Origin of the sequence: Bradyrhizobium sp. (assembly GCF_004799445.1) — a bacterium.
Taxonomy (GTDB): domain Bacteria; phylum Pseudomonadota; class Alphaproteobacteria; order Rhizobiales; family Xanthobacteraceae; genus Bradyrhizobium.
This window is the reverse complement of the sequence record NZ_SSNA01000121.1, coordinates 19562-45365: the sequence shown is the minus strand read 5'-3', so window position 1 is coordinate 45365 and position 25804 is coordinate 19562. Positions and strand designations below refer to the sequence as shown.

The window sequence follows — 25804 nt, the reverse complement described above, 5'->3', positions numbered from 1 at the left end:
CTCAGCGTCTATTTTTCAATTCTCAAGGGGCTGAAATTCATGCGATAGCTTTGCGTGATGAAAGCCGCGACGGACAGGATCGAGCTATCCCGAAGGTGAGGCGTCAGATGTCGACGACAATTCGAGCCGGACGGACGGCTTTGTGCGGCCTCGCCGCGCTGCTTGTCCTTGATGCCGGGTGCTTCGCTCAGGCACCGGCCTACAATCCGTACCGCCCGGTCAAGGGCTTGGCGGACGGAGGCGGCCCCAGCACGCCGGGCGGCGAATGGGCGAAACTTCCCGGCGGCCGCGAGATGGGGCCGCCGGCGTCTCTGAGCGTCGACGTCGACGGCGAGAGCATCTGGGCCTTTATCCGATGTGACGAGACCGATCCGGTGACGGTCGCAAAGGGCGGCCGGTTCGGCATCGACTGCATGCTGCCCGACGGCAGGCTCAAGCCTCACGACACCATCTTCAAGTTCGATCCGAAGGGCAACGTCGTCAAAAGTTTTGGCGCCGGAATGTTCATCTGGCCGCATGGATTGCATGTCGATCGCGACGGCAATGTATGGGCGACCGATGCGGCCGGCGAAGACGCCGTCGCAACGGCCGCCAAGGCGGTGGTAAAAGCCGGGCACTTCGTCCGCAAGTTCTCGCCGGATGGGCAAGTGCTGATGACGCTCGGCGAACCCGGCGTCGCCGGAGACGACGAGTACCATTTCAGGTCCCCGGCCGCCGTGGTGACCGCGCCCAATGGAGATATCTTCATCGCCGACGGTCACGGCTCGAACAACCGCATCGTGAAGTACTCCAAAGACGGAAAGTTCATCAAGGCCTGGGGCAAGACCGGGTACGCGCCGGGCGAGTTCCGGACGCCGCACTGCATTGCCATGGACAAAAGAGGCCGGTTGTTCGTGTGCGATCGCGCCAATACGCGGATACAAATCTTCGACCAGGACGGCAAATTCCTGGCGGCGTGGCACCAGTTCGGCATGCCCAGCGGGATCGCCTTCTCCGCCAACGATGAAGACCTGATCTATGTCTACGACTCGGAGTCGGACAATGTGGAAAATCCGGGATTCGAACAGGGCATCAGAATTGGCGATGCGCTGAGCGGCTGGGTGAAATATTTCATTCTGGATCCGGGCGGTAACCCGGCCACGACGACAGGGAGCGGAGCCGAGTTCGGCGCAGTGGACAAGTTCGGCAACGTATTCGCGGGCGAACCGCGGCCGCGCCTGCTGCGGAAATATGTCAAGGTCAGGTAGTTACGATTACCGCGCGGGGGCTTGTGCGCCGCACGGTCCGCAACGAGAATATCCGCAAGAAAAATAACAGAGTTCTGCCGGGGAGAAATCGTCATGCTTGGATCATTCAAGGCGCTGTGGCTTGCCGCGATCATCGCAAGTCTTGCGGGCCCCGCTTTTGCCCAGCCATTGCCTGCGCCGATGGGACAACCCTCTCAAGCGCCCGGGGTCCCGAAATTCCGGCCTGAGCCGTACTGGCCAAAGCCATTGCCCGGCAACTGGATCGTGGGGCAGGTCTCGGGCATCGCGGTCGACCGCAACGATCACATCTGGATCATCCATCGGCCTTCGACCCTGTTTGACGATGAGAAAGGCGCGACCAAGAATCCGCCCGAGACCAAATGCTGCACGGCGGCGCCGCCGGTGCTGGAGTTCGACCAGGAGGGAAACCTGCTGAGATATTGGGGCGGCCCCGGCGCGGGTTACGATTGGCCAAAATCGGAGCACGGTATTTTCGTCGACAGTCAAGGCAATGTCTGGCTGGCCGGCAACGACAACGCCGATAACCAGATCCTCACCTTCACGGGTGACGGAAAATTCCTCCAGCAGATCGGCAAGGCCAATGTGACCAATGGCTCCAACAGCCAGGACAGTCTTGGCAGGCCGGCGCACATGATGCTGGACGAGCCGGCGGGCGAACTCTACGTGGCGGACGGCTACAAGAACCGCCGGGTCATCGTGTTCGACGCCAAATCCGGCGCCTTCAAGCGGCTGTGGGGGGCTTATGGGCACAAGCCGAGCGATGAAAAGATGGCGGCCTACAAGCCTGACGCCCCGCCGTCGGAGCAGTTCTCGAACCCGGTGCATTGCGTCCGGATATCCAATGACGGTCTGGTCTATGTCTGCGATCGCGCCAATGATCGCATCCAGGTTTTCCGCAAGGACGGCAGCTTCGTGAAGGAATTCCGGATCGAGCCCGAGACGATGCAGAACGGTTCGGTCTGGGATCTCGTGCTTTCGGAGGATCCGGGGCAGAAATACATTTTCATTGCCGATGGCGCCAACGGTCAGATCACCACGATCAGCCGGGACGATGGCAAGGTGCTCACCCAATGGGGCCGTCATGGCCACCAGCCCGGCCAGTTCAAATGGGTGCACAACATTGCGATCGACTCGAAGGGAAACATCTACACGGCGGAAGTCGGCTTTGGGCACCGCACGCAAAAATTCCGCCGGGTGGAGTGACATCGAGTGGCGCGGGCTCGGTCCCAGGCTAGCTCGATTGAATCAAACGGAAGGCCTCGTCCAACAGATGCGGGGTGTGCTTCCCGGGCGAGAACTTGCACGCGCGGTCGAAGTAATCCCTGAGCGCGGGCCGGAATGATGGATGCGCCGTGTTGTTGATGATGAGCCCGGCCCGCTGTTTCGGAGACAGGCCGCGCAGGTCGGCGAGGCCGTGCTCGGTCACCACGATCTGCACGTCGTGCTCAGTATGATCAACATGAGTCACCATCGGGACGATGGATGAGATCGATCCGTGCTTGGCGGTCGAGGGCGTCATGAAAATCGAGAGATAGGCATTGCGGGCGAAATCACCGGAGCCGCCGATGCCGTTCATGATGCTGGTGCCGCGGATGTGGGTCGAGTTTACATTGCCGTAGATATCGGCCTCGACCATCCCGTTCATGGCGATCACGCCGAGCCGCCGGATGACCTCCGGATGGTTGGAGATTTCCTGCGGCCGTAGCACGATGCGGTCCTTGAGCGTGTCGAGTTCGCGGTTGAACAGCATGGCGGCGTCGGAACTGAGCGACAGCGCGGTGGCGGATGCGAGCACCATCCGGCCGGACCGGATCAGGTTTAGCATGCCGTCCTGCAGCACTTCCGTGTACGCGGTCAGCCCCGTGAACGAACAGTCTTCGAGTCCCGCCATCACCGCGTTGGCCACGTTGCCGACCCCGGACTGGATCGGAAGCAATTCTGGCGGCAACCTTCCGCGGCGGACCTCGTGGCCGAGAAACTCGATAATATGGCCGGCGATCGCCCTCGATGTCTGGTCTGGCGGGGCGAAGGCCGTGTTGCGGTCAGGCGCATTGGTCTCGACCACCGCGATCACCTTGCTCGGGTCGCAGCGAAACGTGGCCTCGCCGATCCTGTCGCCGGGGGCGAGGATGGGAATTGGCGTCCGGTGCGGCGGCAGCCTGGTGCCGTAGTAGATGTCATGCATGCCCTGCAACGCCGGGTTCATCCACGAATTGACCTCGAGAATGATGCGGTCGGCCTGATCGAGCCAGGTCTTGTTGTTGCCGATGGAAGTCGAGGGCACCAGACTGCCGTCGGGCAGGATGGCTGCGACCTCGACCAAAGCCACATCCAGATGCCCGAGAAAGCCGAACCAGACGAACTGCGCGACGTGGCTGAGGTGGATATCGATATACTCCATGGTCCCGGCATTGATGCGTTCGCGCGTGACCGGGTCGGACTGGTAGGGAAGGCGCAACTCGATGCCGTCGACCTTGGCCAGCGCGCCATCCAGTTCGGGCGCGGTGGAGGCGCCGGTCCACACGCCGATCCGGAACGGCTCCCCGCGCGCGTGAGCTTCCTCGATCCGGCGCGCCAGCGCCTGCGGTACGGCCTTTGGATACCCTGACCCGGTAAAGCCGCTCATGCCCACATTCGCGCCATGCGGCAGCAGCGCCGCGGCATCGTCAGCCGACATGATTTTTGAGCGAAGTGCCGCCGACATTACCCGCGAACTATCAATCGTCATTAAAGGCCCCGTAATCAAAAGAATTCTTCCCTCAACTCGCTCCAGCAGCGAGGAGGACGGAAAAGCCAGTCTGGCAACATCGACCATCACGTCTTTAACGCCGACAACAGCTGGAGCATTTGACGGACATCAAACAAGGCCGATCAGTCAGCAAGATCGCGGAGCTCATGGACTGTCGGCGGCGCCGGGCGCTAGTCCGGCATCGGTCATCTCTGAGGTTGCCCCCTGTGGTTAATGCATGGTGACCGCAGCCATTCAAATTCGCCCCATGCGGCGGTCCCCATCTTCAGAATTTGAGGCTAATTGACGTCCCCAGCGGCAAAAGGCGGGGAAAACAATGACCACTCAAAAAACCAGATATCCGAATTCCGAACGCGCCGAGAGGATGCAGGATCTTCTTCTGGTGTCGTCGTTCGGATTGTGGGCGGCGCTGCTCGGCCTGTCGCCGGTGCTGGCCTTCCGCCTCTTGATGGGAAGCTGAGACGGCATTAGCCCGGCCCGAGCAGGCCTGAAGCGGTCGGGCTCTATTCTTGTTCGACGCGTTTTCTTGACGCGAACCGGTACCCACCCCCGGATCAAAGTCCGAGGGCATGCTTCGCTCGAAAACGCTGCTCTATCTGACGCGTTTTCTTGACGCGAACCGGTACCCACTTCGCTCGAAAACGCTACCGCTGTGGTTAATCCTCGGTAGCACCTGTGTTCAAAATGCGAGCGATGTTGCCGCCGGCTTTTTAAAATTCCGCGTGTATCCATGCCGCCATAACAGCAAGAAGCGCGGGGCATCATGAGCAATCAGAACGATTCCTTACCCGAACACCGGGGCTTTAGCATGCAGGACATTCTTTGGGCGGTCGGCATCTGGTCGGTCATCCTGAGCCTGTCGCCGGTCATCGTGTTCTATATGCTGATGGTGGCTTGAGGTCGCGCGTCCTGCGCCTGGTGCCGGTTAGAGCAAGATCGGTTCTGATTGCATCAGAACCGACGCTCTAATCTTTTTTTGACGCGTTTTCTTCACGCAAACCGGTATCCAGTTCGCTCGAAAACGCTCTAGCCCGCCGCTCCGCGCCAATGCGCGCCCGATGACGGGCGCAATCCATGCGCGACCGGAAAAGATTGGATCGCTTCTAGCGTTGCCCGCAATGACGATGGATGCGTGGTCGCGTGCGGACCACAACAGAAAAACGCGCGGAGCCCGCGCGTTCTTTGTAGAACTGGCCGTGCGGCGAAACTACGCCGCCTGCTTGTGCATCGTGCCGCTCGCCGACGCCGTGCCGCGGATCGCCTTCACCGAGCGTTCGATCGCAGCCCATAACCGGCTGATCTCTGCCGCTGCGCGGCCTTCGGCGTAATATTCGCGGGCACCTTCACCCTTGCCGAGTGCCATCAGCAGATCGGCGCGGTTGGTGATCTGGCCGCCCCACACCGGCGCACGGAACTTGGTCAGCGCTTCCCGCGCAAGCGTCACGATGCGACTCTCCACCTCGTCCCTGCGTGCCGGGGCGCCGTTGATCACGACTGCATAGGGCTTGCGCGCGGCGCGGCAGGTCTGAATCGTTTCCTGCACGGCGTTGACGTCGAAGACCCCCGGCCGCGCCGGAATGATCACCATGGTGGCGTTCCTGATGGCATCTTCCACGACCGCTGACGTGTTCGGCGGCGTGTCGATGAACACCCATTCGAAGCCGTCACGCTTGGCGGCGGCGACGATGCCGCTGACGGAATTGACCGCCGTCTTGATCGGCGGCTCGTTGGTTCCCCGCAACTTGTGCCAGAGCGTGAGCGATCCCTGCGGGTCGGCATCGACCATCAGGCATGGCTTCGCTGCTTTATGGATATGCGCGGCAAGATGAGCAGCCAGGGTACTCTTTCCCGAGCCGCCTTTACGCGATGCAAAAACAATGACGTTCATACCTTGGCCTCCAGATTGCCCCCAGATATGGAAAATGAATCAGCGCGCTGATTCGTGAAAGAAAAATCTACAATCAACCACAACAAAGCCGCGATTTATCGGAGAGGCTGCTTTTTGAGTCACACCATGCACTGCGGCATGCCCGAAAATTGAATCGCGAGGGCGTTTTTTGAATCGCGATGCGCGATTTTCCTGCCGGCTTCGGCAAATCCGACGCGGTTCAACCTATCCGAGTATCGACGCCGTCCCATTCATATGGCCAACGGCGGGCGCCGGGCGCGAACAAACCGAGTCCGGATGACGCGAGGCCGCCTTCGCGGCAGGCAGATGCGCGCGCCGACAATCCGGCCGCATCCATCATCAAATGCATGTGGACGCCGCCGTTCAGCGGCCAACGCTAGAGCATGATCCGGACCCGAAGGGCCGCGTTAGCGCAAAGTGGGCTGCGGTTTTCCGAAAAGATCATGCTCAAACAAAAAGATAGAGCGAGATGACGATTCAACGAAAAGTCATTTCGCTCTAGGTGGGCTTTCTGGGTTTGCGCGGTTTTCGCAGGTGGCCCGGCCTGATGCTGAGCGGTCTTCCCGCAGCAACCGGCACGACCTCAGGTTCGGCCCGGAAGTATGCCCGGCAACCCGGACTGAGCTGGGATTGCTTCCTGACCATGCAGGCCGTGACGCGGTCGACATCCGGAATCTCCGCGTTGCACAGCTGGAACGCATCGCCGCTGCAGGCTTGCTCCTCCTCAGGCGTGTAGGCCCGGCTCGCGGCAGGCCACATCAGCAATGACAGCGCCACCGCCGACATCAGCGTGAACTGGAAATTTCCGGGCCGGACGGCAAAGCCGAACATGAATCCCCCAAGCGTTGATTCGCGAAGTGTGGGTGAACGAAGCGGAGGTGGCAAGCAGAAGCGGACCCCCTGCGTCAGCCTGTAGCGGCAAGCCGCGCGCTCGGGGACGACAGGCTCTTCACCCCACGAGATGCAATCTTGCGCCATGTTTTGCGCGCGTGCCGCGAAAGGCAGGACGAGCGGCATGGCAGGTGATCAGCCGGACGTCGTCACGGCGTTGCGTTTCGGGATAAGGCTAAGTGGTACAGTTGGGTGGGCTCGAACCACCGACCTCCTGTTCCACAGACAGGCGCTCTAACCAACTGAGCTACAACTGCATCCCTTGCGCGGCCCCAAAAAGGGGTCGCGAACCGGGCGGAAACTAGGTGCAACGCCGCACTTTGGCAAGGCCGGGCGACCCTACTTATGTCGTCCCCGCGAACGCAGGGACCCATACACCGTGCCGGTGCGATATAGGCCAGGAGGCCGCGGCGAGATTTCCTCCTAGCCGCTCAAAGTGGTGATTATGGGTCCCTGCGTTCGCAGGGACGACACCATTTTTAACCTCAACCTCGCGCCGCAGCCTTGCCCGCGCACCGCCCAAAACAAAAAGCCCGGGCTTATCGCCCGGGCCTTTTTTGCAATGGTGAAGGCTGGCGCGATTACGCCGCCGGCTTGAACAGCTTCGACGCGCTGGTCTTGATCGGCTCGACGGTTTCGGCCGCGACCTTCTGCGACAGTTCGGCGAGCTCCTTGCTGTAGGCGGTGAAGGCCTCGTACTGCTTCTTGGCGTGGGCGGTCCACAACTCCATCGCTTCCGAAGGCGATTTAACGCCGATCAGTTGCTGGGCGAAGTCGAGTGTCGCGGTGCTGTTGGACTTCATCATTTCCATCAGCTTGGCGGAGTAGGCGCTGGCGCCCTTGTTGGCGCTGGCAAACACCGCCTCGATGGTGCCGTTGTGGGTTTCGGCGACGTCCTTGAACTTGGCATAGCTGTCTCGCGCCTGCGAGACACCCTTTTCGGCGAACGCGCGCATCTGCTCGGGGACCTCGAACGGGATGATGGAGGCGGAGAAGGGATCAGTGGAATTGGCCATGGCATTTATCCTTCGCAACGGGGTGAAAAGGTGTGACCCCTTGCGCGCCCGGTTACCTCCGGGAACGTCGACTTGGATCACCTGGTGGGAGCGCCCTTTGTGTCGGGCTTCCGACAGATAACACCCTTATCATGTCAATTTTGTGCAATGCAATGCAATTTAAGGTGCAAAGCGGTAATAGCAGACACGTGCGGGGTGCACCCTTGAGGCCGGGGGGGTCGCGCCATGAGCCTCCCCCGGCCTTCCGCCAGCAGAGAAAGCCGGCCGGCGCCTGGGGCCCTTCAGCCTCTCAAACTCTGCCGGTCTTCGGCAATCCTCAGGTTTTGGGTTTGGCGGCCTCCAACGTCGCGTGGCTGACAATCTGGCCCATTTCGCTCGCCTGCTCGGCCAGCGACCGCATCTGCGATTGCACGTATTCGCTGTGCAGCCGCATCACTTCGGTGAGATCCTTGGCGTGCAGCAGCGATTGCGCGTAGTCGAGCGCGGCCTGCACGTTCTTTTCGGCATAGGACATCGCCTTGGCGCCGATGTCCCTGGCGCCGGCGCGAACGGTGGCGCCGCGCTCCTCGAGCGAGCCCGCGGTCGCCTGCGCGCCGGTGAGGAATTTCTCGAAAGCCTTGCGGGCCTGGTCGAAGCTGGCCTCGGCCATCGATCGCATTTCCTTGGGAATCTCGAAACGGTCATGCCCATTTTCGCTCATGGTTCCACTCCCTGCAGGGCCATTCACAGCCCGGTTGTCGGTACGCCCCAGCCTATCGGCATAACGCTGCGCCGACATGACGCGGGGCCCTGCTCGTGGAGATTTGATGCTTGCAGCACCCAACGCCCGAGCCTAAGGGCAAGGTCCAACAAGTTAAGGTTATCGGGCCTTTGCAGACCGCTCCCGCGACCAGGCCGTGGACCTGCGGTCGCGCGCGGGCGATACTAACGGTCCGTTAAGGCTGTCATCGTCTGGCCGCCGCTATCTGACGCCATGATCGGGCAACAGCCAAACCAGTCGGTCATATCACCACAATGAACAATGCGGAATTCCAGTTGCAAGGCGTCGGCGATCCGCGACTGGCGGTGCATGCAACGAGCCCCCTCCCCGCATGGCTGTGGTCGACCGACGGCACGCGGGTGCTGTGGGCCAATCCGGTCGGCGCCAGGCTGTTCGGCGCGGCCAATGGCGCCAGCCTCGCCAAAAAAACATTCGGCCCGGCGGATTCGCATCGGCGTCAGGTGGCGCAACTCGCCCACCGGCTGCCGCCGACAGGAACGATCCGGCTGCAGCGTCTGCGCGGCTTCGGCACGGCGCTCGGAGCGCTCATCACCTGCGGCTGCGCGCGGCTTGAATTTGCCGACGGCAGCCACGGCATTCTGATCGTGGCCGCCGAGCCGGTCGGCCGGCCGATGCCGCTGGTCGAGCGGCTGCAACGCCTGGTCGAAGACATCGACAGCCCGATCGCCGCCTTCGCCCGCGACGGCATGTTCGTCGGCGCCAGCGACGCCGCGCGTTCGCTGCTCGGTTTTAGCAATCTGTCCGAAGCCGGCCTCGACGACGCGCGCGAAGGCGCGCTGAAGCAGGGCCGCTCCGAAATGCCCGTTGGCATCGGCCACATGGTGCTGCAGCGGGTCGGCAGCGGCGCCGATGTCGGCCTGGTTGCGCTGATCGCAACCGGCGCAACGCAGGCCGCGCACCTCAGGCATCCCGCGCCAGATGCGGCGGCGACGCCGGCACAGCAACCGATCGCTGCGCCCGGCGATCTGCCGATCCCCGACTATGAACGACCGGCGATCTCAGGCGAAGCGCCGGCCGAGTTCGCCTTGATCGACGAATTCGCCGAAGCGCCCGATAGGTCCGCGGTCGAACCCATCGCTGCCGAACCACCGCCTGTCGCAGCCGTGGCCGATGCGCCGGCGCCTGCGGCCGTGGCCGAGCCACCGGCCGTGAATGAGGCGCCCGTCCCGCCCTCGGTCGCACCGCAGCCGGTCGAGGCGCCGCAGTTCGACGAGCCCTCGCCGCAGCCGCGCCGGCATCCGCTGCGCTTCATGTGGCAGATGGATGCCGATGGCCGCTTCGCGCTCGGCTCCGACGAATTCACCCGCCTGATCGGCGCGCGCACCGCCGCCGGCTTCGGCCGGCCGTGGAGCGACATCGCCGAGACCTTCGGGCTCGATCCGGAGGGCCGCGTCGTCAAGGCGATCGCCACGCGCCATACCTGGAGCGGCATCATCCTGGACTGGCCGGTCGATGGCGGCAGCCACCTGGCGGTGGAATTGTCCGGATTGCCGGTCCATGACCGCGCGCGGAATTATGCCGGCTATCGGGGGTTTGGCGTCTGCCGTGATCTCGACGGCCTGGCGCGGCTTGACGCGCTGCGCCGCCAGGAAACCTTAAATCAAGCATGCTTGACTCAGGAATGCTTTAACGACGCGGCGACGGCGCCGGAGACCGTCCCGCAGCTTGCCGTTGCCGCCGACCTTGCCCAACCCTGGCCTGCCGCGGAGCCGCCGGCGGCGCCAGATGTCGCTGCCTCCGCCGCTGCGCTGGAATCGCCGACCCGTCCCGAGACTTCACAACCAACCGATTTGGAAACACCTGTGGAACCGCCCAAGGAAGTGCCCAAGGAAGTGCTGAAGAACGTCGTGCCGTTCCGGCCGATCAGCGAACCGAGAGCGCCGGTGCTGTCGCCGGTGGAAAACAGCGCCTTCGACGAGCTCGCCCGGCAATTGTCGGCGCGGCTCGAGAACGAGAACGGCGCTCCCGCCGCGGCGGAGGCGGCTGTCGAGCCGCAGGCCGCACCCGAAACTCCCGAGAAGATCGCCGAGCAGCCGAGCTGGCTGGCGCGCCCCGAGCCGCCGGCGCGCGGCGAGACCCGGCGCGACCGGATGCTGCTCGATCTCTTGCCCGTGGGCGTCCTGATCTATCGGCTTGACCGGCTGCTTTATGCCAATGCGGCGTTCCTCGAGCGCGTCGGCTATCCAAGCCTTTATACCCTGGAGCAGGCCGGCGGTCTCGACGCGCTCTATGTCGAGCCCGGCGTCTCCAGCGCCAGCAGTACATCGGACACCGGGACGCCGGTGACGATTGCCGCGCCGCAAGCCGCGGGCGAACACACCTCGGCGATCGACGCGCGCCTCTACACCATCAGCTGGGACGACGAGAGCGCGCTGGCCTTGATTTTCTCCGGCGCGGGCACGCAAGGCGCAGGTTTGGAAAGTGGAAAGGTCGCGGCCGCGATCGGCCATGCCGTGCCCGCGCCGGAACCATCCGCCGTCGGCCACGCCGATGCCGAAGAGCTCGGCGCCATCCTCGATACCACGGCCGAAGGCATCGTGATGTTCGATGCCGAGGGCCACATTAACTCCTGCAATCGCAGCGCCGAAGCGCTGTTCGGCCACGACGGCGCCGAACTGGTGCGGCGCAATGTCGCCGAGCTGTTTGCGCCGGAGAGCCAGTCCGCGGTCAAGGACTATCTCGGGGGCATCAAAGGCAGCGGCGTCGCCAGCCTCCTCGATCACGGCCGCGAAGTCCTCGGCCGCGTTCGCGGCGGCGGCCTGATCCCGCTGTCGATGACCATGGGACGGACCCGGCCCGATGGTCCGAATTTCTTCGCCGTGTTCCGTGATCTGTCGCAGAGCAAGACCAGCGAAACCGAACTGCGCGAGGCGCGGCGGCTGGCCGATCGCTCGGCGAACGCCAGGGCGGACCTGCTGGCGCGGATCAGCCACGAAGTCCGCACGCCGCTCAACGCCATCATCGGCTTTGCCGAAGTGATGATCGGCGAGCGGTTTGGCGCGCTCGGCAATGAGCGTTACGTCGAATACATGAAGGACATTCGCGCCTCCGGCGAACGCGTGATCGCCATCATCGACGACCTTACCGATCTCAGCCGGATCGAGACCGGCAAGCTCGATCTCGCCTTCGCCAGCCAGAACCTCAACGACCTCGTCGAAAGTTGCGTCGCGGTGATGCAGCCGCAAGCCAACCGCGAACGCATCATCATCCGCACCTCGCTGGCGCACATGTTGCCGCCGGTCGTCGCCGACGCGCGCGCGTTGCGGCAGATCGCGCTGAATCTGATCGGCAATTCGATCCATCTCGCCAATGCCGGCGGCCAGGTCATCGTCTCCACAGCGCTGACGGATTTCGGCGAGGTGGCGCTGCGGGTCCGCGATACCGGCCACGGGCTCAACGACAACGAGGTCGCCGCCGCGCTGGAGCCGTTCCGGACGCAAGCCCCCTCGGATCAGGCGCCGGACGGCTCCGGCGTCAGCCTTTCACTGACCAAGGCGCTGGTCGAAGCCAACCGCGCACAATTCCATATCAGGACCGGTGCGCGTTCCGGCACGCTGATCGAAGTGGTGTTTTCGCAGGCGATGGCGAGGGCGTGAGGCGCACCTCGACAACGGTCGATCAAATCGTGGCGCAATTCAGTTCCGGCGAAATGTGCTGAACTGAAATTTCTGCACCGCGCCCCATGGCGTGGCGTGGTCGTGCCGCCGCGCGTCGATCAGTTTGAAATCAGTCCCGAGAATTTCCGACAGGGAGCCTGCGTCGTAGCGGACGATCGGCAATCCGCTGCACTTCTCCGGGCCGTCCAGGGCGAAGGTGCCGATCACGACATAGCCGCCGCGCTTGACGGCCTTTTTCAGCCGCTCGACATAGGCGGACCGATCGGCCGGATCGGTCAGGAAATGAAACGCGGCACGGTCGTGCCACAGATCGTAAGTTTGGGTTGGCTCCCAGGTGGTGATATCGGCAGCCACCCATTGGACTTCGGCCGCCCTGCTGCCGAGACGCTTTCGGGCTGCATCGAGCGCGGCGGCGGAAAGATCCAAAACCGTGATCGGCCCGAGATTCCGCTCGACCAGGATATCAACGAGTCGTGACGCGCCGCCTCCGATATCGATGATGGAGGCAGCTTCGGAAAGACCTGCGAGAGCGATCAGTTCAAGCGACGGCGCGGGATTATCCTGAAACCAGCTGACTTCTCTTTCGCCCTTGGTGGTGTAAACGTTCTCCCAGTGGGATTTTCTGCTGACATCACCCATGAACGTCTCCTTCCTCGCAAATGCTGCAAGGTCCGACAAAGATGGTTACGCCTCCTATACTAGACAACAAGAGCCCGTCGTCGCCTTCCATTTTCCTGCCCTCCGCGCTGTTGCGCGAGGCGCGGCGCCAAAAGAACCTCCCGGCCGCGGAGGTGCCGGCGGTATGCATTCTCGATCCCGATGGCGACATTGTGCGCACGCTTCGGAAAAGAGGAAAAACCAGACGCTTTGCGGATTGGCCCTGTTATCACACGGAACTGGATACTTTCGCGCTTGCCGGGCAAGAGGTCGGCATTATCGGACGGGTCGTTGGCGCGGCGTTCGCGGTTCTGGTGGCGGAAGAATTATTCGCAAGCGGCTGCCGCCTGCTGGTCAGCCTTACATCGGCCGGTCAGATCGTGGCTTCGGGACCGCCGCCCTATTTTGTCATCATCGACCGGGCGTTGCGCGACGAAGGGACGAGCTACCATTACGCAACTCCTGCCGAGTTCGCCGAGGCTGACCCCCGGCTTGTCGAAACCGCGGAGAAGGCCAGCCCGAAAGGCGGACCGCGCGTGGTCGTCGGGGCCACCTGGACGACGGACGCGCCGTTTCGCGAGACGGCGGAAGCGATTGAGGCCGCCCGAAACAAAGGAATTCTTGGCGTCGAGATGGAGGCGGCGGCGCTCTACGCCTTCGCGCGATCCGCCGGCGTGCCGCTGCTTTGTCTCGCGCATATCACCAATACCATGGGCCGGGATGGCGCTGACTTCGAGAAAGGCGAAGCCGATGGCACAGAGGACGCGCTGAGAGTACTGGAAAGCATGATTGATGCGCTTTGTCGCGAGGCTGCCCGCGCCAAGGATTCCGCCAGCTAACGAAGGTAGTGCAGGCTTAAGCCACCATCTTCGGCGCTGATTTCCTGCGCCGGTCGACGCCGGCGAGCAGCGGCCCGTACGCGACGGCGAATCCGAAGAACGCGGCCGCCCAGGCCAGCGCGGCAAGGTGCAGCAAGGGCTCGCTATGCGCGGGCTCGATCACCGCGCAAATACGCGACACCGCCGCGACGACGACCGCGGCGTAGATCGCCTCGGTGGCGAGCGAAGCGGTGAGCGGCTGGCCGGTGTGCCCAAGCGTCGCGCGGCTCATCACCGCGAGCGTCATGATGCCCGCAGCTCCCACCATCCAGGCGTGAATGCCGGCGCCGACCGGAACTAGGTCAAAAGCGGACGCGGCATTGAGCAGGAATCCAAGGGGTATGAAGGCATAGCCGACGTGCAGGATCAACAGCAGCCGCTCGCGCCAGGTCCGGTCCCCTGCCCAGCGTCCGAGCCGCACCAGATGCAGCACTCCGGCCAACGCGAGTGCGCTGCCGGTGAGACCGCCCACCGGGCTGACGACCCAGCACAATGACGCCAGCGCGCCGACGGCGACGACGATGATGTCGAAGCGGCCGAACGGCACCGGCAGGCGGCCGGGATTTTCGCGCACCAGCCAGTTGCGGGTGAAACTCGGAACGATGCGCCCGCCGATCAGCGCGATCAGCAATACGACCACCGCGATGCCGAAGCGGACGGCGATATCGGCCGCGCCATGAAAATGCGCCTCGAGGTGGAAAGCGACATTGCCCGCGAGCAGCAGCAGCAGCACCATCACCACGTTGAGATTTCGCCAGTTGCGGCCGGCGAGGATTTCGCGGGCCGCTGCCGCCGCGACCAGCAGCAGAAAGCCGCTATCCACCAGCATCGCGACCAGCCAGCCGGTGTGTGCCGAGAACGTCACGCCGGCACGGCCCGCCAGCCAGACCGCGACCAGAGCCATCAGCGGCTTGCCCTGGATCGGCAATCGTCCGGTCCAGTTCGGGATCGCCGTGAACAGGAAACCGGTAATCACGGCCGGCAGATAGCCAAACAGCATCTCGTGCACGTGCCAGTCGCGCGGCGCAAAACCCGAGGTCAGCGTGATCTCGCCATGGAACACCGGCAACCAGACCAGAATGACAAGCCCCGCGTAGATCGATCCGAGCAGGAAGAACGGCCGGAAGCCATAGGAGAACAGCGGAAGCCCATCATAGGTTCGCCTTTGCGGAGTTGCGGTCACGGCTGTTGCTGTCCGATCTTGGTTCCGCCCTGGTGCGGTCTGGACGGCGCGCACGTCGCGAGGCCGGCCAGCATCCCTTCTAGGGTCAATCCGGGTGCCATTGTTGCGCCAGCGCAAACTTCCGCTTGATCGGGAACCTCAATCGCAGTCTAGATTCTTGATTGGACGCGTTTTCTTGACGCGAACCGGTCTCCACTTCGCTTGAAAACGCTCTAGATTCGATTGAAATGACGGAATGCTGCGGGGGAACATGGCCACTGTCGATCATTCGCTGGTTGCCAAGCTGCCGCTGTTTGCGGGTTTCGGCACCGAAGAGCTCGATGAGATCCTGCGCGAAGCCCGCTCGCTGCGGATTGCAAAGAACCGCAACGTCTTCGAGCAGGGCGAAGACGCCCATTCATTCTTCGTGCTGCTGCACGGCCATGTCCGCGCCAGCAAGACCACGCCGATGGGGGAACAGGTCGTGGTGCGCTATGTCGCGCCCGGCGAGACCTTCGGCGTCGCGATGGCGATCGGGCTGCAGCGCTATCCGGCCACCGCCACGGCGGTCGACGACAGTGTCGCGCTGGCCTGGCCGTCGGCGACCTGGCCGCGCCTGGTGGCGCGATTTCCGGCGCTCGCCGCCAACACATTGCAGACCATCGGCAGCCGGCTGCAGGAAACACAAACCCGCGTGGTCGAGATGTCGACGCAACAGGTCGAACAACGCGTCGCCAACGCGCTGCTTCGGCTCGCCAAGCAATCCGGGCACAAGGTCGAGCACGGCGTCGAGATCGGTTTTCCGATCAGCCGCCAGGACATCGCGCAAATGACCGGCACCACGCTGCATACGGTCAGCCGAATCCTCAGCAGTTGGGAGAGCCGCGGGCTGGTCGAGGGCGGGCGGCAGCGCATCGTGCTGCGCGAGCCGCACAAGCTGTTCATGCTGGCCGAGCCATCCCCTGACGGCAGCGAGCCGCCGGCCCGGCCGTAGCGAAACCGCCTCACACCAGGGCGCCTCATGCGCAGGCGCGCAGCGCCTCCAGAAAGGCGCCGCGGTCGACGCCATGCTCGCGGCAGGCATCGTCCACGGTATGGAAGCAGGCGATCGGACAACCGACGCAGCGCATCCCGAATTGAAGAAACACCCTGATGGTCTGCGGCGATCGGCTCATGACATCGTCGACCAGATCGTCAAATCGAATGGGCATGCCCGCCTCCGTTCTGCAACGAATGGTAAGGCGGCGGTCCACACGGCTCTTTGTCCCGGCGCAAGCTTTGCAGCGGTTCCCGGAGCGTTGATGAGATGAGATCGAGAGCCTGAATTAGTCCGCGGCGACGCCATCAAACGGCCATGGCCCGTGGCGAAGCCGCTGATGTCTGAATCTACTTTCGGCTTTCGGCGGCACAGCGGACATCGTCAATCCCCTGCTGTCTCGACCCGCTCGTGAATGACCTAACTGAGACATCGGGCCGCTCAGTTTTCGTCGCTGGTTGGTTGCTATTTTCACACCCCGCTGGTCGCAAACTGGTGGTCCCTTGCACAGGCAACGTATGCGGCGGCGCGAATTTCATCACACTTCTAGGCGGCGCGGCGGCTACGTGGCCGCTGTCTAATCCGCGCGGGTTACGCCGCTCGTGGATCGTTGAGTGCCGCCGCCACGCGAAGCTCCATCGGGTCTCGTTCGCCAGTAGCCGCACGATCCAATATTTGTTTGGCGATACGAGCTTGAGCGACCGGCGTGCGCATTTGGGGTGGCAGATCGCTAACTGCTTCGTCAAAAATATCGCGAAACAAGCTAAGCTCCTCTGGTTGGAAAACGCCATGTACCATCACAACCTCCGCACTCGTGGACAGGAACCTAAAACTTATGCCCAGGGAGAAATAGAATTGTCGGTCTATTTGCCGACTCAACGATGAAAAACTTTTTGCGACGACTGCTTGAACGCATTGCAGCAGAAGTCGAAAATTCAGACTTGGCTAAAAATGCCTTGGAGCATCGCAGATTGGTCTAAGAGCCTTTTATAACACTCACACGAGATCTGCTCTAGCTTATGGCGATCCAGTATATGAATCACGCCACGGGAGTAATTAGTAACCCCCTGATCATGAAGCGTTTTGCCGACTGCGGTCACCGACGTCCGCCGTACGCCACCCGCGCCTTGATCTAGATCATGAGCCTCGCGCGACGGCAATGCTTTCCTGCGTACGCAGCGTTCCGAATGGAGATTAGCGCGAGACCGCGAACGGGAGGCGCAGATGACCTACCATTTCTCCAAGACTATCGACATGAGATTTGATGACGCAGTGGTCTGCACGAAGGAAGCGCTCAAACGGCATAAGCTCACAGTGCTTTCGGAAATCGATATGAAGGATACCTTGAAGAAGGCGATCAATATCGACTTTCATCCGTATCTGATCCTCGGCGTATGCAATCCACAACTCACCTATCGAGCGCTTCAGGCGGAAGACAAGATCGGAGCCATGTTGCCCTGTAACATCGTTCTGCAGCAGCGAGATGATGGTCGCGTTGAGATATCCGCGGTTGATCCTGTTGCTTCCATGCAGGCCATCACACACGTCGTTGTGGACCAAGTCGCCCGAGAGATCCGCTCTCACTTGCAGAGATTGATCGATGAAATTGGCAATGCAACCGAACCAGCAGGCGCCAGAAAAATCGGCAAGCGCCTCCGATAGAACCAAAAATACACTCGAATGGAACGTATTAAATCGTTCGGGCGCATGATCAAAGTGACTTTCTGGTGGTCATCCCGGTACCTACGTGTGTTGCAGGAGTGAGCTGAAGTAACAGCCGGTGATCTTTCAATTTGGGCGTATTCAAATCCTGGAGGAGGGTTCATGATCAAAGATGTCATCCTCAACCTAGAGCGCCACAAGTCTCGGGACTGCGTTCGCGACTATGCGATTACGGTTGCGAGGACGTTCAATGCGCATCTGGCAGGAGTGGCTTTCGCCGACGGAGCGAATATTCCATTGGGGGCTTTTGGCGACGGAGCGAATATTCCAGTTTTCATCGTGTCGGGACAAATGTCGATAGGATTACCCCCCAACGTTATTGCGGACATACTGGCCGAAAATGAAGAGGCTGCACGCAGCGCAATCCAGCGTTTCGAGGCGGCGGTCAAGGGCAGCCTTCTTTCGGTCGAGCATCGACTGGTTGAAGTGCCCGCCTCATTTTCGGAAATGGCGCGACGTTACGATCTAAGCATCGTCATGCAATCCGATAATAAGAATGGGGTGAACAATGACATTTTAATCGAGGCGGCGCTGTTTGAGTCCGGGCGGCCTGTCATTGTTGTGCCCTACATCCAGAAGGAAGGAATGAACCTAGATCGGATTGTGTGCTGCTGGGACGGCAGCCGCGCTGCGGCGCGTGCCATCAACGATGCATTGCCGCTGCTGCAAAAGGCCCGCGCCGTCGAACTGTTCATCGTCGCCAACGAGAAAACCGGAAATGGGCGGGAGATTCGCGGCGTCGCAATCGGCAGTCACCTTGCCCGTCACGGTATCAAGGTCGAGGTTGTAACCCTTCCGGCCGCCGATATCGACGTGGCCAATGTCATTTTGTCGCGGGTCGCAGATTGTTCGGCGAGCATGATCGTGATGGGCGGTTACGGGCATTCGAGGTTTCGCGAATTCATACTTGGCGGTGCGACACGCGGCGTATTGACCACGATGACCGTTCCCGTATTTATCTCGCATTAGCCGGCTATTCGACCAAGTGGGGCGGCAATCGGTTCTTCGCATGCGGTGTTCTGATCGAGTAACGTTGATGATTTCCGCAATTGGCACTTCGCGTCATGTCGCTGCCCTGCGGAATTTGGTCGCGATCGGGGCAAAGCGGACATCGGCCAAGCCGTGTCAATCAAGCTCGATTGATGCGTGCGCGCCTGGAGCCCTTGCGGTTTCGATTGAATCAAAACGGGGCTCTGGATTCTTGATCTGACGCGTTTTCTTGACGCGAACCGGTTTCCGCTTCGCTTGAAACGGCCTAGACCGCGCGGCTATGCAGCTGCTTCGATCCGTCGAGATGCGCGTCGAATGCGGCCGCGACGCTGCGGACCAGAAAGCGCGAATCGTCCCGCACCGCCAGCGAGGCGCCGTCGAGTTCGACGACGCCCGAGGAAATCAGATCCTTCAGGCGGGACGAGGATTTCAGCATTTGTTCCGGAGCCTGGCCGTGCCGCGCGCAGATCGGGTCGAGGTCGACGCCGAAGTCGCACATGATGCGCTCGATGATCTCGGCGCGCAGCCGGTCGTCGTCGGTCAGGGCATAGCCCTTGACCGTCGCCAGTCTGCCGCCGGCGATGGTTTCGCAATAGGCGCGGGTGGGGACGTCGTTCTGCACATAGCCCTGCGGCAGATGCCCGATGGCGCTGGCGCCGAACCCCAGCAGGACGTTGCTGGCATCGGTGGTATAGCCCTGGAAATTCCGGCGCAGCGTGCCCTCGCGCTGGGCCACCGCCATGGCGTCGTCGGGCAGCGCGAAGTGATCGAGCCCGATCTGCTGGTATCCGGCCTCCTTCAGCGCGTTGGCGATCGCATAGGACTGATCGAGCCGGGCGAGGCTGTCAGGCAGCCAGGCTTCGTCGATCTTGCGCTGATGCTTCTTGAACGATGGGACGTGGGCGTAGCCGAAAACCGAAAACCGATCCGGACGAAGCTCGACGCAGCGCCTGACGGTATCGAGGCAGGAGGCGACGGTCTGATGCGGCAGTCCGTAGATCAGATCGAAGTTGACGCCGGTGATGCCGGCTCGCCGCAGGCCCACGGTCGCATTTGCGGTCTCCTCGAAACTCTGCACCCGATTGATGGCGCGCTGGACCACGGGATCGAAGCTCTGCACGCCAAGGCTCGCCCGGTTGACGCCGCCAAACCCGAGCGCGTCGATCATCGCCCCGGTCAGCGTGCGTGGATCGATCTCGACGGCAATCTCGGCCGAGGAAAGCACAAAGAAGGCCTGCCTGATCGAGCCGATCAGATCCATGAACAGTTCAGGCGCCATGATCGTCGGCGTGCCGCCGCCAAAGTGGATATGATCGACCTGCATGCGGCGTTCGATCTGCCTCGATACCAGATCGAGTTCGCAGCGCAGCGCCGCGGCATAGACCGCAATTGGCTCGTCGCGGCGAACCACCGAGGTGTGACAGCCACAATACCAGCACATCGACCGGCAGAACGGGACATGCAGATAGAGCGAAGCGCTGGCGTCGCGCGGGATCGCCTTCAGCCATTCGGCATAGGTCTCAGGGCCGATGGCGGCCGAGAAATGCGGGGCGGTCGGATAACTGGTATATCTCGGTAAACGCTCCTGTCCGTAACAGGCGGCAAGATCCGGTCTCATTCGTATTCGTCTTCCCATTGAATCGCGTCGGTGGGGGCCTCGTCCGCCCCCGGTTCGACATTCAATAGCCCGGGAAAGGGGGAGCCACTTTGCGCTCCCTCAAAGACCGGCGCGCATTTTCGGACAATGCTGAATAATCGAGCGATTAATCGGGAGCCAAGGCCATGAGCCTGTTCGTCCTGGATGCCATTTTCCGGGTTTTCGGGATCCGCGGCCCTATCCCCGGACCCGACGACTTCCACGGCGGTCCAGAAAGATCGCCGCTCGCCGCCAATGGACATTCCCTGACGCAAATTCTGGCGGTCTTCGTCGCCGTCGCCACGCTGCTGTCGCTGGTGGTGTGGGCGGCGGTCTGGCTGGCGATCAGATCGCTATAGGCGCCCTGCCCAGGATCGACCCAAGATTCGAGCGATCAGTTGGCCGCATGCGACGCCGGCAGGAAATCGCCGATCGCGTCCAGGAACGCCTCGGGCGATTGCAGCTGGGGGACGTGCGCGCAGCCGCCAAGAACCTTCAGACGCGCGTTCGGCAGGCCGGCGGCCAATTCCCGGGACATCGGCGGCGGCGTCGCCTCGTCATGCTCGCCGACCAGCACCAGCACCGGCACCTCGACCCGCGCCAGCTCGCTTCGAAGATCGAGTTCGGCCAGCTGCGCGCAGGCGGCCTGAAGCACGTGCGGATCGGTCTTCAGGAACGCCTCGCGGCGATCCAGCATCAGATCGGGATGCTGCGCCTGAAACTCCGGCGCGAACAGCCGGCGCATCGCCACATCGGTGATCGCAGCCAGCCCCTTGGCCCTCGACGCCGCCGCCATGTTGCGAAAGGCTTCGCGCCCGCTTTCCGAAAACGCCGCCCCGCAATCGGCGAGAATGAGTCGGCTGGCGATGGCGGGATGGCGGATCGCCATCTGCAACGCCACGAACCCGCCATAGCCGTTGCCGAGCACGATGGTCTCACTGCCGGCGGCCGCCTCCTTCACCGCCTCGGCCATCCGGTCGGCGACCGCGGCGAGGCCGCCATCGACGGGCTTTGAGGCGCCGAAGCCGGGTAATTCCGGGACGATCACCCGATGCGACCGCGACAGCGTTGGGAGGATGGCGTCGAAACTCGCCCGGTCCGACAGCAGCGAGTGAAACAGGAACAGCACTGGCGCTTGGCCGGATCCCTGACCGGATCCTTGGCCGGATTGCGCCGCGTTGACCGTGCCATTGGCGAAAAGTCGGTCCATGCCGGTCTCTTTCTTTCAAGCTGAGCTGGAGGCGGCCCCGATCGAGGGTGGGGTCCGGTGGTGCGGACCGATTGATAAATCAAAATTCAGCCTTTTCAAGCCTTTGTCGCTTGACGTGATATTTCACGACTGCGAGACTGAGCACGTATCCAGAGAAATTATGATGCTTTTGCGCGACAATGTCTATGAAAGCCTGCGGGCTGATATCCTGACCTGCCGGCTCGCGCCCGGCGATGATATGCGCGAGCAGGAGCTCGCCGAGCGCTATGCCGTCAGCCGCCAACCGGTGCGCGAGGCCCTGCTCAGACTGGAGCGCGAACACCTGGTCACGGTGCAGCCGCGCCAGGGCTACAGGGTCAATCCGATCTCGCTGTCGGACGCACGCGACCTGTTGCGCTTCCGCTTCGCGCTGGAGCCGGCCTGCGTCGCGGAAGCCATCGAGAACGCCGCCGACAGCGTGCTGGCGGCGCTCGACGAGTTCAGGCGCTTTGCCGGCGACCACGAGGAATTCATCGCCTACAACCGCGCCTTTCACGCCGCGCTGGCGCATGCTTCCGGCAACCGCCGCATGGCGCAAGCCTTGTGCGACCTGATCGGACAGGCCGACCGTCTGGTGCGGGTCAGCGTCGCCAATGTCAGGGATCACGATCCGACCCAATTGGTGGCCGAGCACGTCAGCTTGATCGAGGCGATGCAGCGCCGCGACGCGCGCGGCGCCGCGCGGATCATCAAGGCCCATATCAGCCAGACCGAAAAGCGCGTGCTGCCGGCGCTCAAGCGCAACGCGGTTGTGATCGAAGCATGATCCGGAAAAGTGGGAACCGGTTTTCCGAGAGGATCATGCTCAAACGTGGAGAGATGAGATCATGATCCGCGCTCGGGATAAACGTGAAGCGTTTGCCCGGGGATCAGGATCGAAGGAGAGACCTATGAATATTTCCACAAAGCCAGCGACGACCGACGTCGAAATCCACGGCAATTTCGTCGACGGCCGCGAGATCGAGGCCGGCGCCGGCGAAATGCTCGACGTCCGCAATCCCGCCACCGGCGAGGTGATCGCGCGGATTCCGAACTCGACCGCCGATGACGTCGACCGCGCGATGAAAAGCGCGCGCGCTGCCTTCGAAGGCCGCCCCTGGGGCGGCATGGACATTCGTGCCCGCGCCCGGCTGGTCAATCGCCTCGCCGATGCGTTCGAGGCCAATCTCGAGCCGCTCTACCGGCTGGAGACGCTCAACAACGGCCGGCCGCTCAACGAGACCCGCGCGCAGCTGTCGCGGCTGCCGGATTTCTTCCGCTACTTTGCGGGGCTGGCGCTGGCACGGCGCGACGCGGTGATCCCGGTCGAGGGCGCCTACCTGAATTATACGCTGCGCACGCCGATCGGCATCGTCGCCAACTGCACGCCGTTCAACCACCCCTTGATGATCATGTGCAAGTCGCTCGCGGCGGTGCTGGCGAGCGGCTGCGTCACCGTGGTCAAGCCGTCGGAATATACCCCGCTGACGACGCTGAAGCTGGCGCAGATCTTCGCCGAGGCCGGGCTGCCGCCCGGCGTGTTCAACGTCGTGCTCGGTCTCGGCCAGACCACCGGCAAGCTGCTCGCCGAGCATGGCGACATCAACAAGCTGGTGTTGACCGGCGGCACCGAAGCCGGCCGCATCGCCGGCAGTGCGGCGGCGAAAGTGTTCGCGCATCAGACCATGGAGCTCGGCGGCAAGACGCCGGTCATGGTGTTCGACGACTTCGACGTCGACCAGGCCGTCAATTATGCGGCGTTCGGCGCCTTCATCGGCGCCGGCCAGACCTGCGTCTGCGCCTCGCGCCATCTCGTGCAGGCCTCGGTCTATGACGAATTCGTCGAGAAGCTGACGGCCAAGACAAAAAGCATCCGGATCGGCGATCCCTTCGATCCCGCCACCCAGCTCGGGCCGGTGATCTCGGCGCGGCAGCGCGACCGCGTGCTGTCCTATTGCCAGTTCGGCCGCGACGACGGCGCGCGGCTGGTGGCCGGCGGGGCGGCGGCAAAAGTGCCCGGCCATGACAACGGCTACTTCGTGCAGCCGACGGTGTTTGCAGATGTGAAATCCGACATGCGGATTTTCCGGGAGGAAGTATTCGGGCCCTTCACCTCGGTGACGCCGTTCCAGGACGAGGCGGACGCGCTGCGGCTCGCCAATGATTCGCCGTTCGGGCTCGCGGCGGCGATCCGCACCCGCGACGTCGGCCGCGCCCATCGGCTCGCCGCCCACGTCAAGGCCGGCATCGTCTGGGTCAACGACCATCACCGTCTCGACCCGGCCTCGCCGTGGGGCGGCGTCGACGACTCAGGCGTGGGGCGTGAATTCGGCACAGAGAGTTTTGACGACCACTTCAACACCAAGAGCGTGATGGTCGCGACCCACAACCAGCCGTTCGACTGGTACCGCGACACGGCGACCCAGCGGCGGTTGAATTGAACGACCGGTGTTACTTCGTCATGGGTGGCTCTATCCCCTCATCCTGAGGAGCCTGCGCGAGCAGGCGTCTCGAAGGATGAGGCCGCCACCGGGGCCTCATGGTTCGAGACGGCGCAAAAGCGCCTCCTCACCATGAGGGTCTAGTGACGCAGATCTACTTGAATAAACGAGAAGAGATAAAAACGATCAACGGGGGAACACTTCAAATGGCTCACGCAGTAAACGCCGGCGCACGTCTCGACCGGCTGCCGATCTCATCGTTTCACTACCGGATTTTCGGGCTGGTCGGCGCCGGCATGTTTTTCGACGGCTACGATCTCTACGTCGCCGGCGGCGTGCTGGCGTCGGCGGTCCAGAGCAAGTTCTCGACCGTTCCGCAGAACCTGCAATTCATTTCGCTGACCTTTGTCGGCATGACGCTGGGCGCGCTGATCACCGGATTTGTCGGCGACAAATACGGCCGGCGCTTCACCTACCAGATCAACCTGTTGATCTTTGGGCTGGCGTCGCTGGCGGCGGCGTTCGCGCAGGACATGAACCAGCTGATCGCCTGCCGCTTCGTCCAGGGCCTCGGCTTAGGGGCCGAAATCGTGGTCGGCTATTCGACGCTGACCGAATTCGTGCCGCCGAAGACGCGCGGGCGCTGGCTGTCGATGATGGCTTTCATTGTCGTGGCGGGCTTTCCGGCAACCTCGCTGCTCGGCTATTTCATCATCCCGAACTTCGGATGGCGGCCGATGTTCGTGATCGCCGGGGTCGGCTCGCTGATCGTCTGGTACCTGCGCAAGAACCTGCCGGAATCGCCACGCTGGCTCGAATCGGAAGGCCGCATGGAACAGGCCGAAACCCTGATGCAGGCGATCGAACAGGAGGCCTCGGGCGGCAAGCCGTTGCCGCCGGTGGTGGTGCCGGCGCCGGTTGCGCAGGTCGCCGCGGTCGACCTGATCAGGCCGCCGCTGCTGCAACGCATGCTGGTCGGCTCATGGGTGCTGATCACGATCAATACGCTGATCTTCGGCTTTGTGATCTTCCTGCCGCAATTCTTCCTGCGCCAGGGACTGACCATCACCAATTCGCTGGCCTATACACTGGTGCTGTCGGCCGCTTCGCTGGTCGGCTGCGCGCTCGGCGCTTACACCTCCGACGCCATCGGACGGCGCTGGAGCATCATCGGCGCATCGATCGTCACCATCGTGGCCGGCTATGTCTATGCCCGCTTCGATGCGACGGCAGATCCGGCGATCGTGCTCTCCGTCGGCTTCATCCTGGTGGTTGCGATCTACGTGCAGACCGCGATCCTCTATGGCGTCTATACCCCGGAGCTGTTTCCGACCGAGATCCGGCTGCGCGCCAACGGTATCTGCAACACGTTCGGACGCGGCGCCACCGTGGTGTCGCCGTTCATCGTCGGCGCGCTGATGGCGTCCTACCAGCTGCCGGGCGTGGTCTGGCTGATGATCGGCCTGGTGGTCGTTCAGATCGTGGTGGTGTGGGCCTGGGGCGTCGAGCCGCGCAACCGCGGGCTGGAGGATGTCGCCGCCGCGACGGCCTAGTTCACCGTCATTGCCTGCGACAAACGCGCAGCGTTTGCGCAAGGGAGCAAAGCGACGAAGCAATCCAGTCTTGTTGCGGCTGTATGGATTGCTTCGCGGAGCCTGTCATCGGGCGCGCATTCGCGCGACCCGTTGGCTCGCAATGACGAATTAGAGAACAGCCTGCCTTACGCGTTCTGTCGTCCCGGCCAAGCGAAAGCGCGAGCCGGGACCCATACGCCGTGTCGCTCGTTTTGAGAGACGCTGTTCGACGGCTTTCGCACAACAATT

23 protein-coding genes and 1 tRNA gene are annotated in these 25804 nt (G+C 62.7%); 12 read left to right on the top strand and 12 right to left on the bottom strand.

What is annotated here, in order from left to right; all coding sequences use genetic code 11:
- Window positions 1-107 precede the first annotated feature (107 nt).
- Together E8A46_RS16360 and E8A46_RS16355 are read left to right on the top strand one after the other, a co-directional pair.
- Entirely contained in the window at window positions 108-1247 is a 1140-nt protein-coding gene (locus E8A46_RS16360) for a peptidyl-alpha-hydroxyglycine alpha-amidating lyase family protein (protein ID WP_291562695.1), read from the top strand.
- A 93-nt stretch (window positions 1248-1340) separates the two neighbouring features.
- Window positions 1341-2471: a hypothetical protein gene (locus E8A46_RS16355; RefSeq protein ID WP_291562692.1), complete on the top strand. Its 1131-nt coding sequence runs from the start codon at window positions 1341-1343 to the stop codon at window positions 2469-2471.
- A gap of 28 nt (window positions 2472-2499) precedes the next feature.
- Here the strand turns inward: E8A46_RS16355 and E8A46_RS16350 are convergent, their stop codons facing one another.
- Window positions 2500-3990, bottom strand: a complete 1491-nt coding sequence (locus E8A46_RS16350; protein ID WP_291562862.1) for an acetyl-CoA hydrolase/transferase family protein — start codon at window positions 3988-3990, stop codon at window positions 2500-2502.
- A 343-nt stretch (window positions 3991-4333) separates the two neighbouring features.
- Here E8A46_RS16350 and E8A46_RS16345 point away from each other — a divergent pair, with 343 nt between their 5' ends.
- Window positions 4334-4477: a hypothetical protein gene (locus E8A46_RS16345; RefSeq protein WP_291562689.1), complete on the top strand. Its 144-nt coding sequence runs from the start codon at window positions 4334-4336 to the stop codon at window positions 4475-4477.
- Window positions 4478-5224: 747 nt separating this feature from the next.
- On the opposite strand, the gene E8A46_RS16340 is transcribed toward E8A46_RS16345, so the two are convergent.
- From E8A46_RS16340 to E8A46_RS16320, 5 genes are all read right to left on the bottom strand, one after another.
- On the bottom strand, window positions 5225-5905 hold the full coding sequence (locus tag E8A46_RS16340; protein WP_291562687.1) for a ParA family protein: 681 nt from the start codon (window positions 5903-5905) through the stop codon (window positions 5225-5227).
- A gap of 519 nt (window positions 5906-6424) precedes the next feature.
- Complete coding sequence (locus E8A46_RS16335; protein WP_291562648.1) at window positions 6425-6757, bottom strand: hypothetical protein; 333 nt, start codon at window positions 6755-6757, stop codon at window positions 6425-6427.
- A gap of 240 nt (window positions 6758-6997) precedes the next feature.
- A tRNA-His gene (locus tag E8A46_RS16330) sits at window positions 6998-7074 on the bottom strand.
- A 324-nt stretch (window positions 7075-7398) separates the two neighbouring features.
- Window positions 7399-7833: a phasin gene (locus E8A46_RS16325; RefSeq protein WP_291562645.1), complete on the bottom strand. Its 435-nt coding sequence runs from the start codon at window positions 7831-7833 to the stop codon at window positions 7399-7401.
- Window positions 7834-8149: 316 nt separating this feature from the next.
- Entirely contained in the window at window positions 8150-8533 is a 384-nt protein-coding gene (locus E8A46_RS16320; RefSeq protein ID WP_291562641.1) for a phasin, read from the bottom strand.
- Between the two features lie 314 nt (window positions 8534-8847).
- On the opposite strand from E8A46_RS16320, the gene E8A46_RS16315 reads away from it, so the two are divergent.
- Window positions 8848-12210 (top strand): PAS domain-containing protein, encoded by a 3363-nt coding sequence (locus E8A46_RS16315; RefSeq protein ID WP_291562639.1) that lies wholly within the window; start codon window positions 8848-8850, stop codon window positions 12208-12210.
- Window positions 12211-12249: 39 nt separating this feature from the next.
- On the opposite strand, the gene E8A46_RS16310 is transcribed toward E8A46_RS16315, so the two are convergent.
- A complete protein-coding gene (locus tag E8A46_RS16310) occupies window positions 12250-12870 on the bottom strand; it encodes a methyltransferase domain-containing protein (RefSeq protein WP_291562635.1) in 621 nt (206 codons plus the stop codon).
- A 41-nt stretch (window positions 12871-12911) separates the two neighbouring features.
- Here E8A46_RS16310 and E8A46_RS16305 point away from each other — a divergent pair, with 41 nt between their 5' ends.
- Window positions 12912-13727 carry a nucleoside phosphorylase gene (locus E8A46_RS16305; protein ID WP_291562632.1) on the top strand — a complete coding sequence of 272 codons (816 nt, stop codon included), beginning with the start codon at window positions 12912-12914 and terminating at the stop codon, window positions 13725-13727.
- A 16-nt stretch (window positions 13728-13743) separates the two neighbouring features.
- Here the strand turns inward: E8A46_RS16305 and E8A46_RS16300 are convergent, their stop codons facing one another.
- A complete protein-coding gene (locus tag E8A46_RS16300; RefSeq protein WP_291562629.1) occupies window positions 13744-14949 on the bottom strand; it encodes an NnrS family protein in 1206 nt (401 codons plus the stop codon).
- A gap of 250 nt (window positions 14950-15199) precedes the next feature.
- Here E8A46_RS16300 and E8A46_RS16295 point away from each other — a divergent pair, with 250 nt between their 5' ends.
- Window positions 15200-15922 (top strand): Crp/Fnr family transcriptional regulator, encoded by a 723-nt coding sequence (locus E8A46_RS16295; protein ID WP_291562626.1) that lies wholly within the window; start codon window positions 15200-15202, stop codon window positions 15920-15922.
- A gap of 25 nt (window positions 15923-15947) precedes the next feature.
- On the opposite strand, the gene E8A46_RS16290 is transcribed toward E8A46_RS16295, so the two are convergent.
- Together E8A46_RS16290 and E8A46_RS16285 are read right to left on the bottom strand one after the other, a co-directional pair.
- Window positions 15948-16139, bottom strand: coding sequence for a DUF1858 domain-containing protein (locus E8A46_RS16290; protein WP_291562624.1), 192 nt, complete (start codon window positions 16137-16139; stop codon window positions 15948-15950).
- Window positions 16140-16555: 416 nt separating this feature from the next.
- Window positions 16556-16762, bottom strand: a complete 207-nt coding sequence (locus E8A46_RS16285) for a hypothetical protein (protein ID WP_291562622.1) — start codon at window positions 16760-16762, stop codon at window positions 16556-16558.
- Between the two features lie 426 nt (window positions 16763-17188).
- Here E8A46_RS16285 and E8A46_RS16280 point away from each other — a divergent pair, with 426 nt between their 5' ends.
- Together E8A46_RS16280 and E8A46_RS16275 are read left to right on the top strand one after the other, a co-directional pair.
- On the top strand, window positions 17189-17626 hold the full coding sequence (locus E8A46_RS16280) for a DUF302 domain-containing protein (protein ID WP_291562619.1): 438 nt from the start codon (window positions 17189-17191) through the stop codon (window positions 17624-17626).
- Window positions 17627-17788: 162 nt separating this feature from the next.
- Window positions 17789-18655, top strand: coding sequence for a universal stress protein (locus E8A46_RS16275; protein ID WP_291562616.1), 867 nt, complete (start codon window positions 17789-17791; stop codon window positions 18653-18655).
- A 286-nt stretch (window positions 18656-18941) separates the two neighbouring features.
- On the opposite strand, the gene hemN is transcribed toward E8A46_RS16275, so the two are convergent.
- Complete coding sequence (gene hemN / locus E8A46_RS16270; protein ID WP_291562614.1) at window positions 18942-20294, bottom strand: oxygen-independent coproporphyrinogen III oxidase; 1353 nt, start codon at window positions 20292-20294, stop codon at window positions 18942-18944.
- 164 nt (window positions 20295-20458) lie between these two features.
- Here hemN and E8A46_RS16265 point away from each other — a divergent pair, with 164 nt between their 5' ends.
- Entirely contained in the window at window positions 20459-20671 is a 213-nt protein-coding gene (locus E8A46_RS16265; protein ID WP_291562612.1) for a hypothetical protein, read from the top strand.
- Window positions 20672-20706: 35 nt separating this feature from the next.
- On the opposite strand, the gene E8A46_RS16260 is transcribed toward E8A46_RS16265, so the two are convergent.
- Entirely contained in the window at window positions 20707-21522 is an 816-nt protein-coding gene (locus tag E8A46_RS16260; RefSeq protein ID WP_291562610.1) for an alpha/beta fold hydrolase, read from the bottom strand.
- A 163-nt stretch (window positions 21523-21685) separates the two neighbouring features.
- Between E8A46_RS16260 and E8A46_RS16255 the strand changes: the two genes are divergently transcribed.
- The 3 genes from E8A46_RS16255 to E8A46_RS16245 all read left to right on the top strand — a co-directional run bounded on the left by E8A46_RS16255 (window position 21686) and on the right by E8A46_RS16245 (window position 25534).
- Window positions 21686-22327, top strand: a complete 642-nt coding sequence (locus E8A46_RS16255) for a GntR family transcriptional regulator (protein WP_291562608.1) — start codon at window positions 21686-21688, stop codon at window positions 22325-22327.
- Window positions 22328-22451: 124 nt separating this feature from the next.
- A complete protein-coding gene (locus tag E8A46_RS16250; RefSeq protein ID WP_291562606.1) occupies window positions 22452-23981 on the top strand; it encodes an aldehyde dehydrogenase in 1530 nt (509 codons plus the stop codon).
- A 206-nt stretch (window positions 23982-24187) separates the two neighbouring features.
- Window positions 24188-25534 carry an MFS transporter gene (locus E8A46_RS16245; protein ID WP_291562603.1) on the top strand — a complete coding sequence of 449 codons (1347 nt, stop codon included), beginning with the start codon at window positions 24188-24190 and terminating at the stop codon, window positions 25532-25534.
- Window positions 25535-25804 lie beyond the last annotated feature (270 nt).

Bases quoted from the DNA above. Each gene is read 5' to 3' on its own strand.
- E8A46_RS16360 (WP_291562695.1), top strand. From the start codon at position 108: ATGTCGACGACAATTCGAGCCGGACGGACGGCTTTGTGCGGCCTCGCC.
- E8A46_RS16355 (WP_291562692.1), top strand. From the start codon at position 1,341: ATGCTTGGATCATTCAAGGCGCTGTGGCTTGCCGCGATCATCGCAAGT.
- E8A46_RS16345 (WP_291562689.1), top strand. From the start codon at position 4,334: ATGACCACTCAAAAAACCAGATATCCGAATTCCGAACGCGCCGAGAGG.
- E8A46_RS16340 (WP_291562687.1), bottom strand. From the start codon at position 5,905: ATGAACGTCATTGTTTTTGCATCGCGTAAAGGCGGCTCGGGAAAGAGT.
- E8A46_RS16335 (WP_291562648.1), bottom strand. From the start codon at position 6,757: ATGTTCGGCTTTGCCGTCCGGCCCGGAAATTTCCAGTTCACGCTGATG.
- E8A46_RS16325 (WP_291562645.1), bottom strand. From the start codon at position 7,833: ATGGCCAATTCCACTGATCCCTTCTCCGCCTCCATCATCCCGTTCGAG.
- E8A46_RS16320 (WP_291562641.1), bottom strand. From the start codon at position 8,533: ATGAGCGAAAATGGGCATGACCGTTTCGAGATTCCCAAGGAAATGCGA.
- E8A46_RS16315 (WP_291562639.1), top strand. From the start codon at position 8,848: ATGAACAATGCGGAATTCCAGTTGCAAGGCGTCGGCGATCCGCGACTG.
- E8A46_RS16310 (WP_291562635.1), bottom strand. From the start codon at position 12,870: ATGGGTGATGTCAGCAGAAAATCCCACTGGGAGAACGTTTACACCACC.
- E8A46_RS16305 (WP_291562632.1), top strand. From the start codon at position 12,912: ATGGTTACGCCTCCTATACTAGACAACAAGAGCCCGTCGTCGCCTTCC.
- E8A46_RS16295 (WP_291562626.1), top strand. From the start codon at position 15,200: ATGGCCACTGTCGATCATTCGCTGGTTGCCAAGCTGCCGCTGTTTGCG.
- E8A46_RS16290 (WP_291562624.1), bottom strand. From the start codon at position 16,139: ATGCCCATTCGATTTGACGATCTGGTCGACGATGTCATGAGCCGATCG.
- E8A46_RS16285 (WP_291562622.1), bottom strand. From the start codon at position 16,762: ATGGTACATGGCGTTTTCCAACCAGAGGAGCTTAGCTTGTTTCGCGAT.
- E8A46_RS16280 (WP_291562619.1), top strand. From the start codon at position 17,189: ATGACCTACCATTTCTCCAAGACTATCGACATGAGATTTGATGACGCA.
- E8A46_RS16275 (WP_291562616.1), top strand. From the start codon at position 17,789: ATGATCAAAGATGTCATCCTCAACCTAGAGCGCCACAAGTCTCGGGAC.
- hemN (WP_291562614.1), bottom strand. From the start codon at position 20,294: ATGAGACCGGATCTTGCCGCCTGTTACGGACAGGAGCGTTTACCGAGA.
- E8A46_RS16265 (WP_291562612.1), top strand. From the start codon at position 20,459: ATGAGCCTGTTCGTCCTGGATGCCATTTTCCGGGTTTTCGGGATCCGC.
- E8A46_RS16260 (WP_291562610.1), bottom strand. From the start codon at position 21,522: ATGGACCGACTTTTCGCCAATGGCACGGTCAACGCGGCGCAATCCGGC.
- E8A46_RS16255 (WP_291562608.1), top strand. From the start codon at position 21,686: ATGCTTTTGCGCGACAATGTCTATGAAAGCCTGCGGGCTGATATCCTG.
- E8A46_RS16250 (WP_291562606.1), top strand. From the start codon at position 22,452: ATGAATATTTCCACAAAGCCAGCGACGACCGACGTCGAAATCCACGGC.
- E8A46_RS16245 (WP_291562603.1), top strand. From the start codon at position 24,188: ATGGCTCACGCAGTAAACGCCGGCGCACGTCTCGACCGGCTGCCGATC.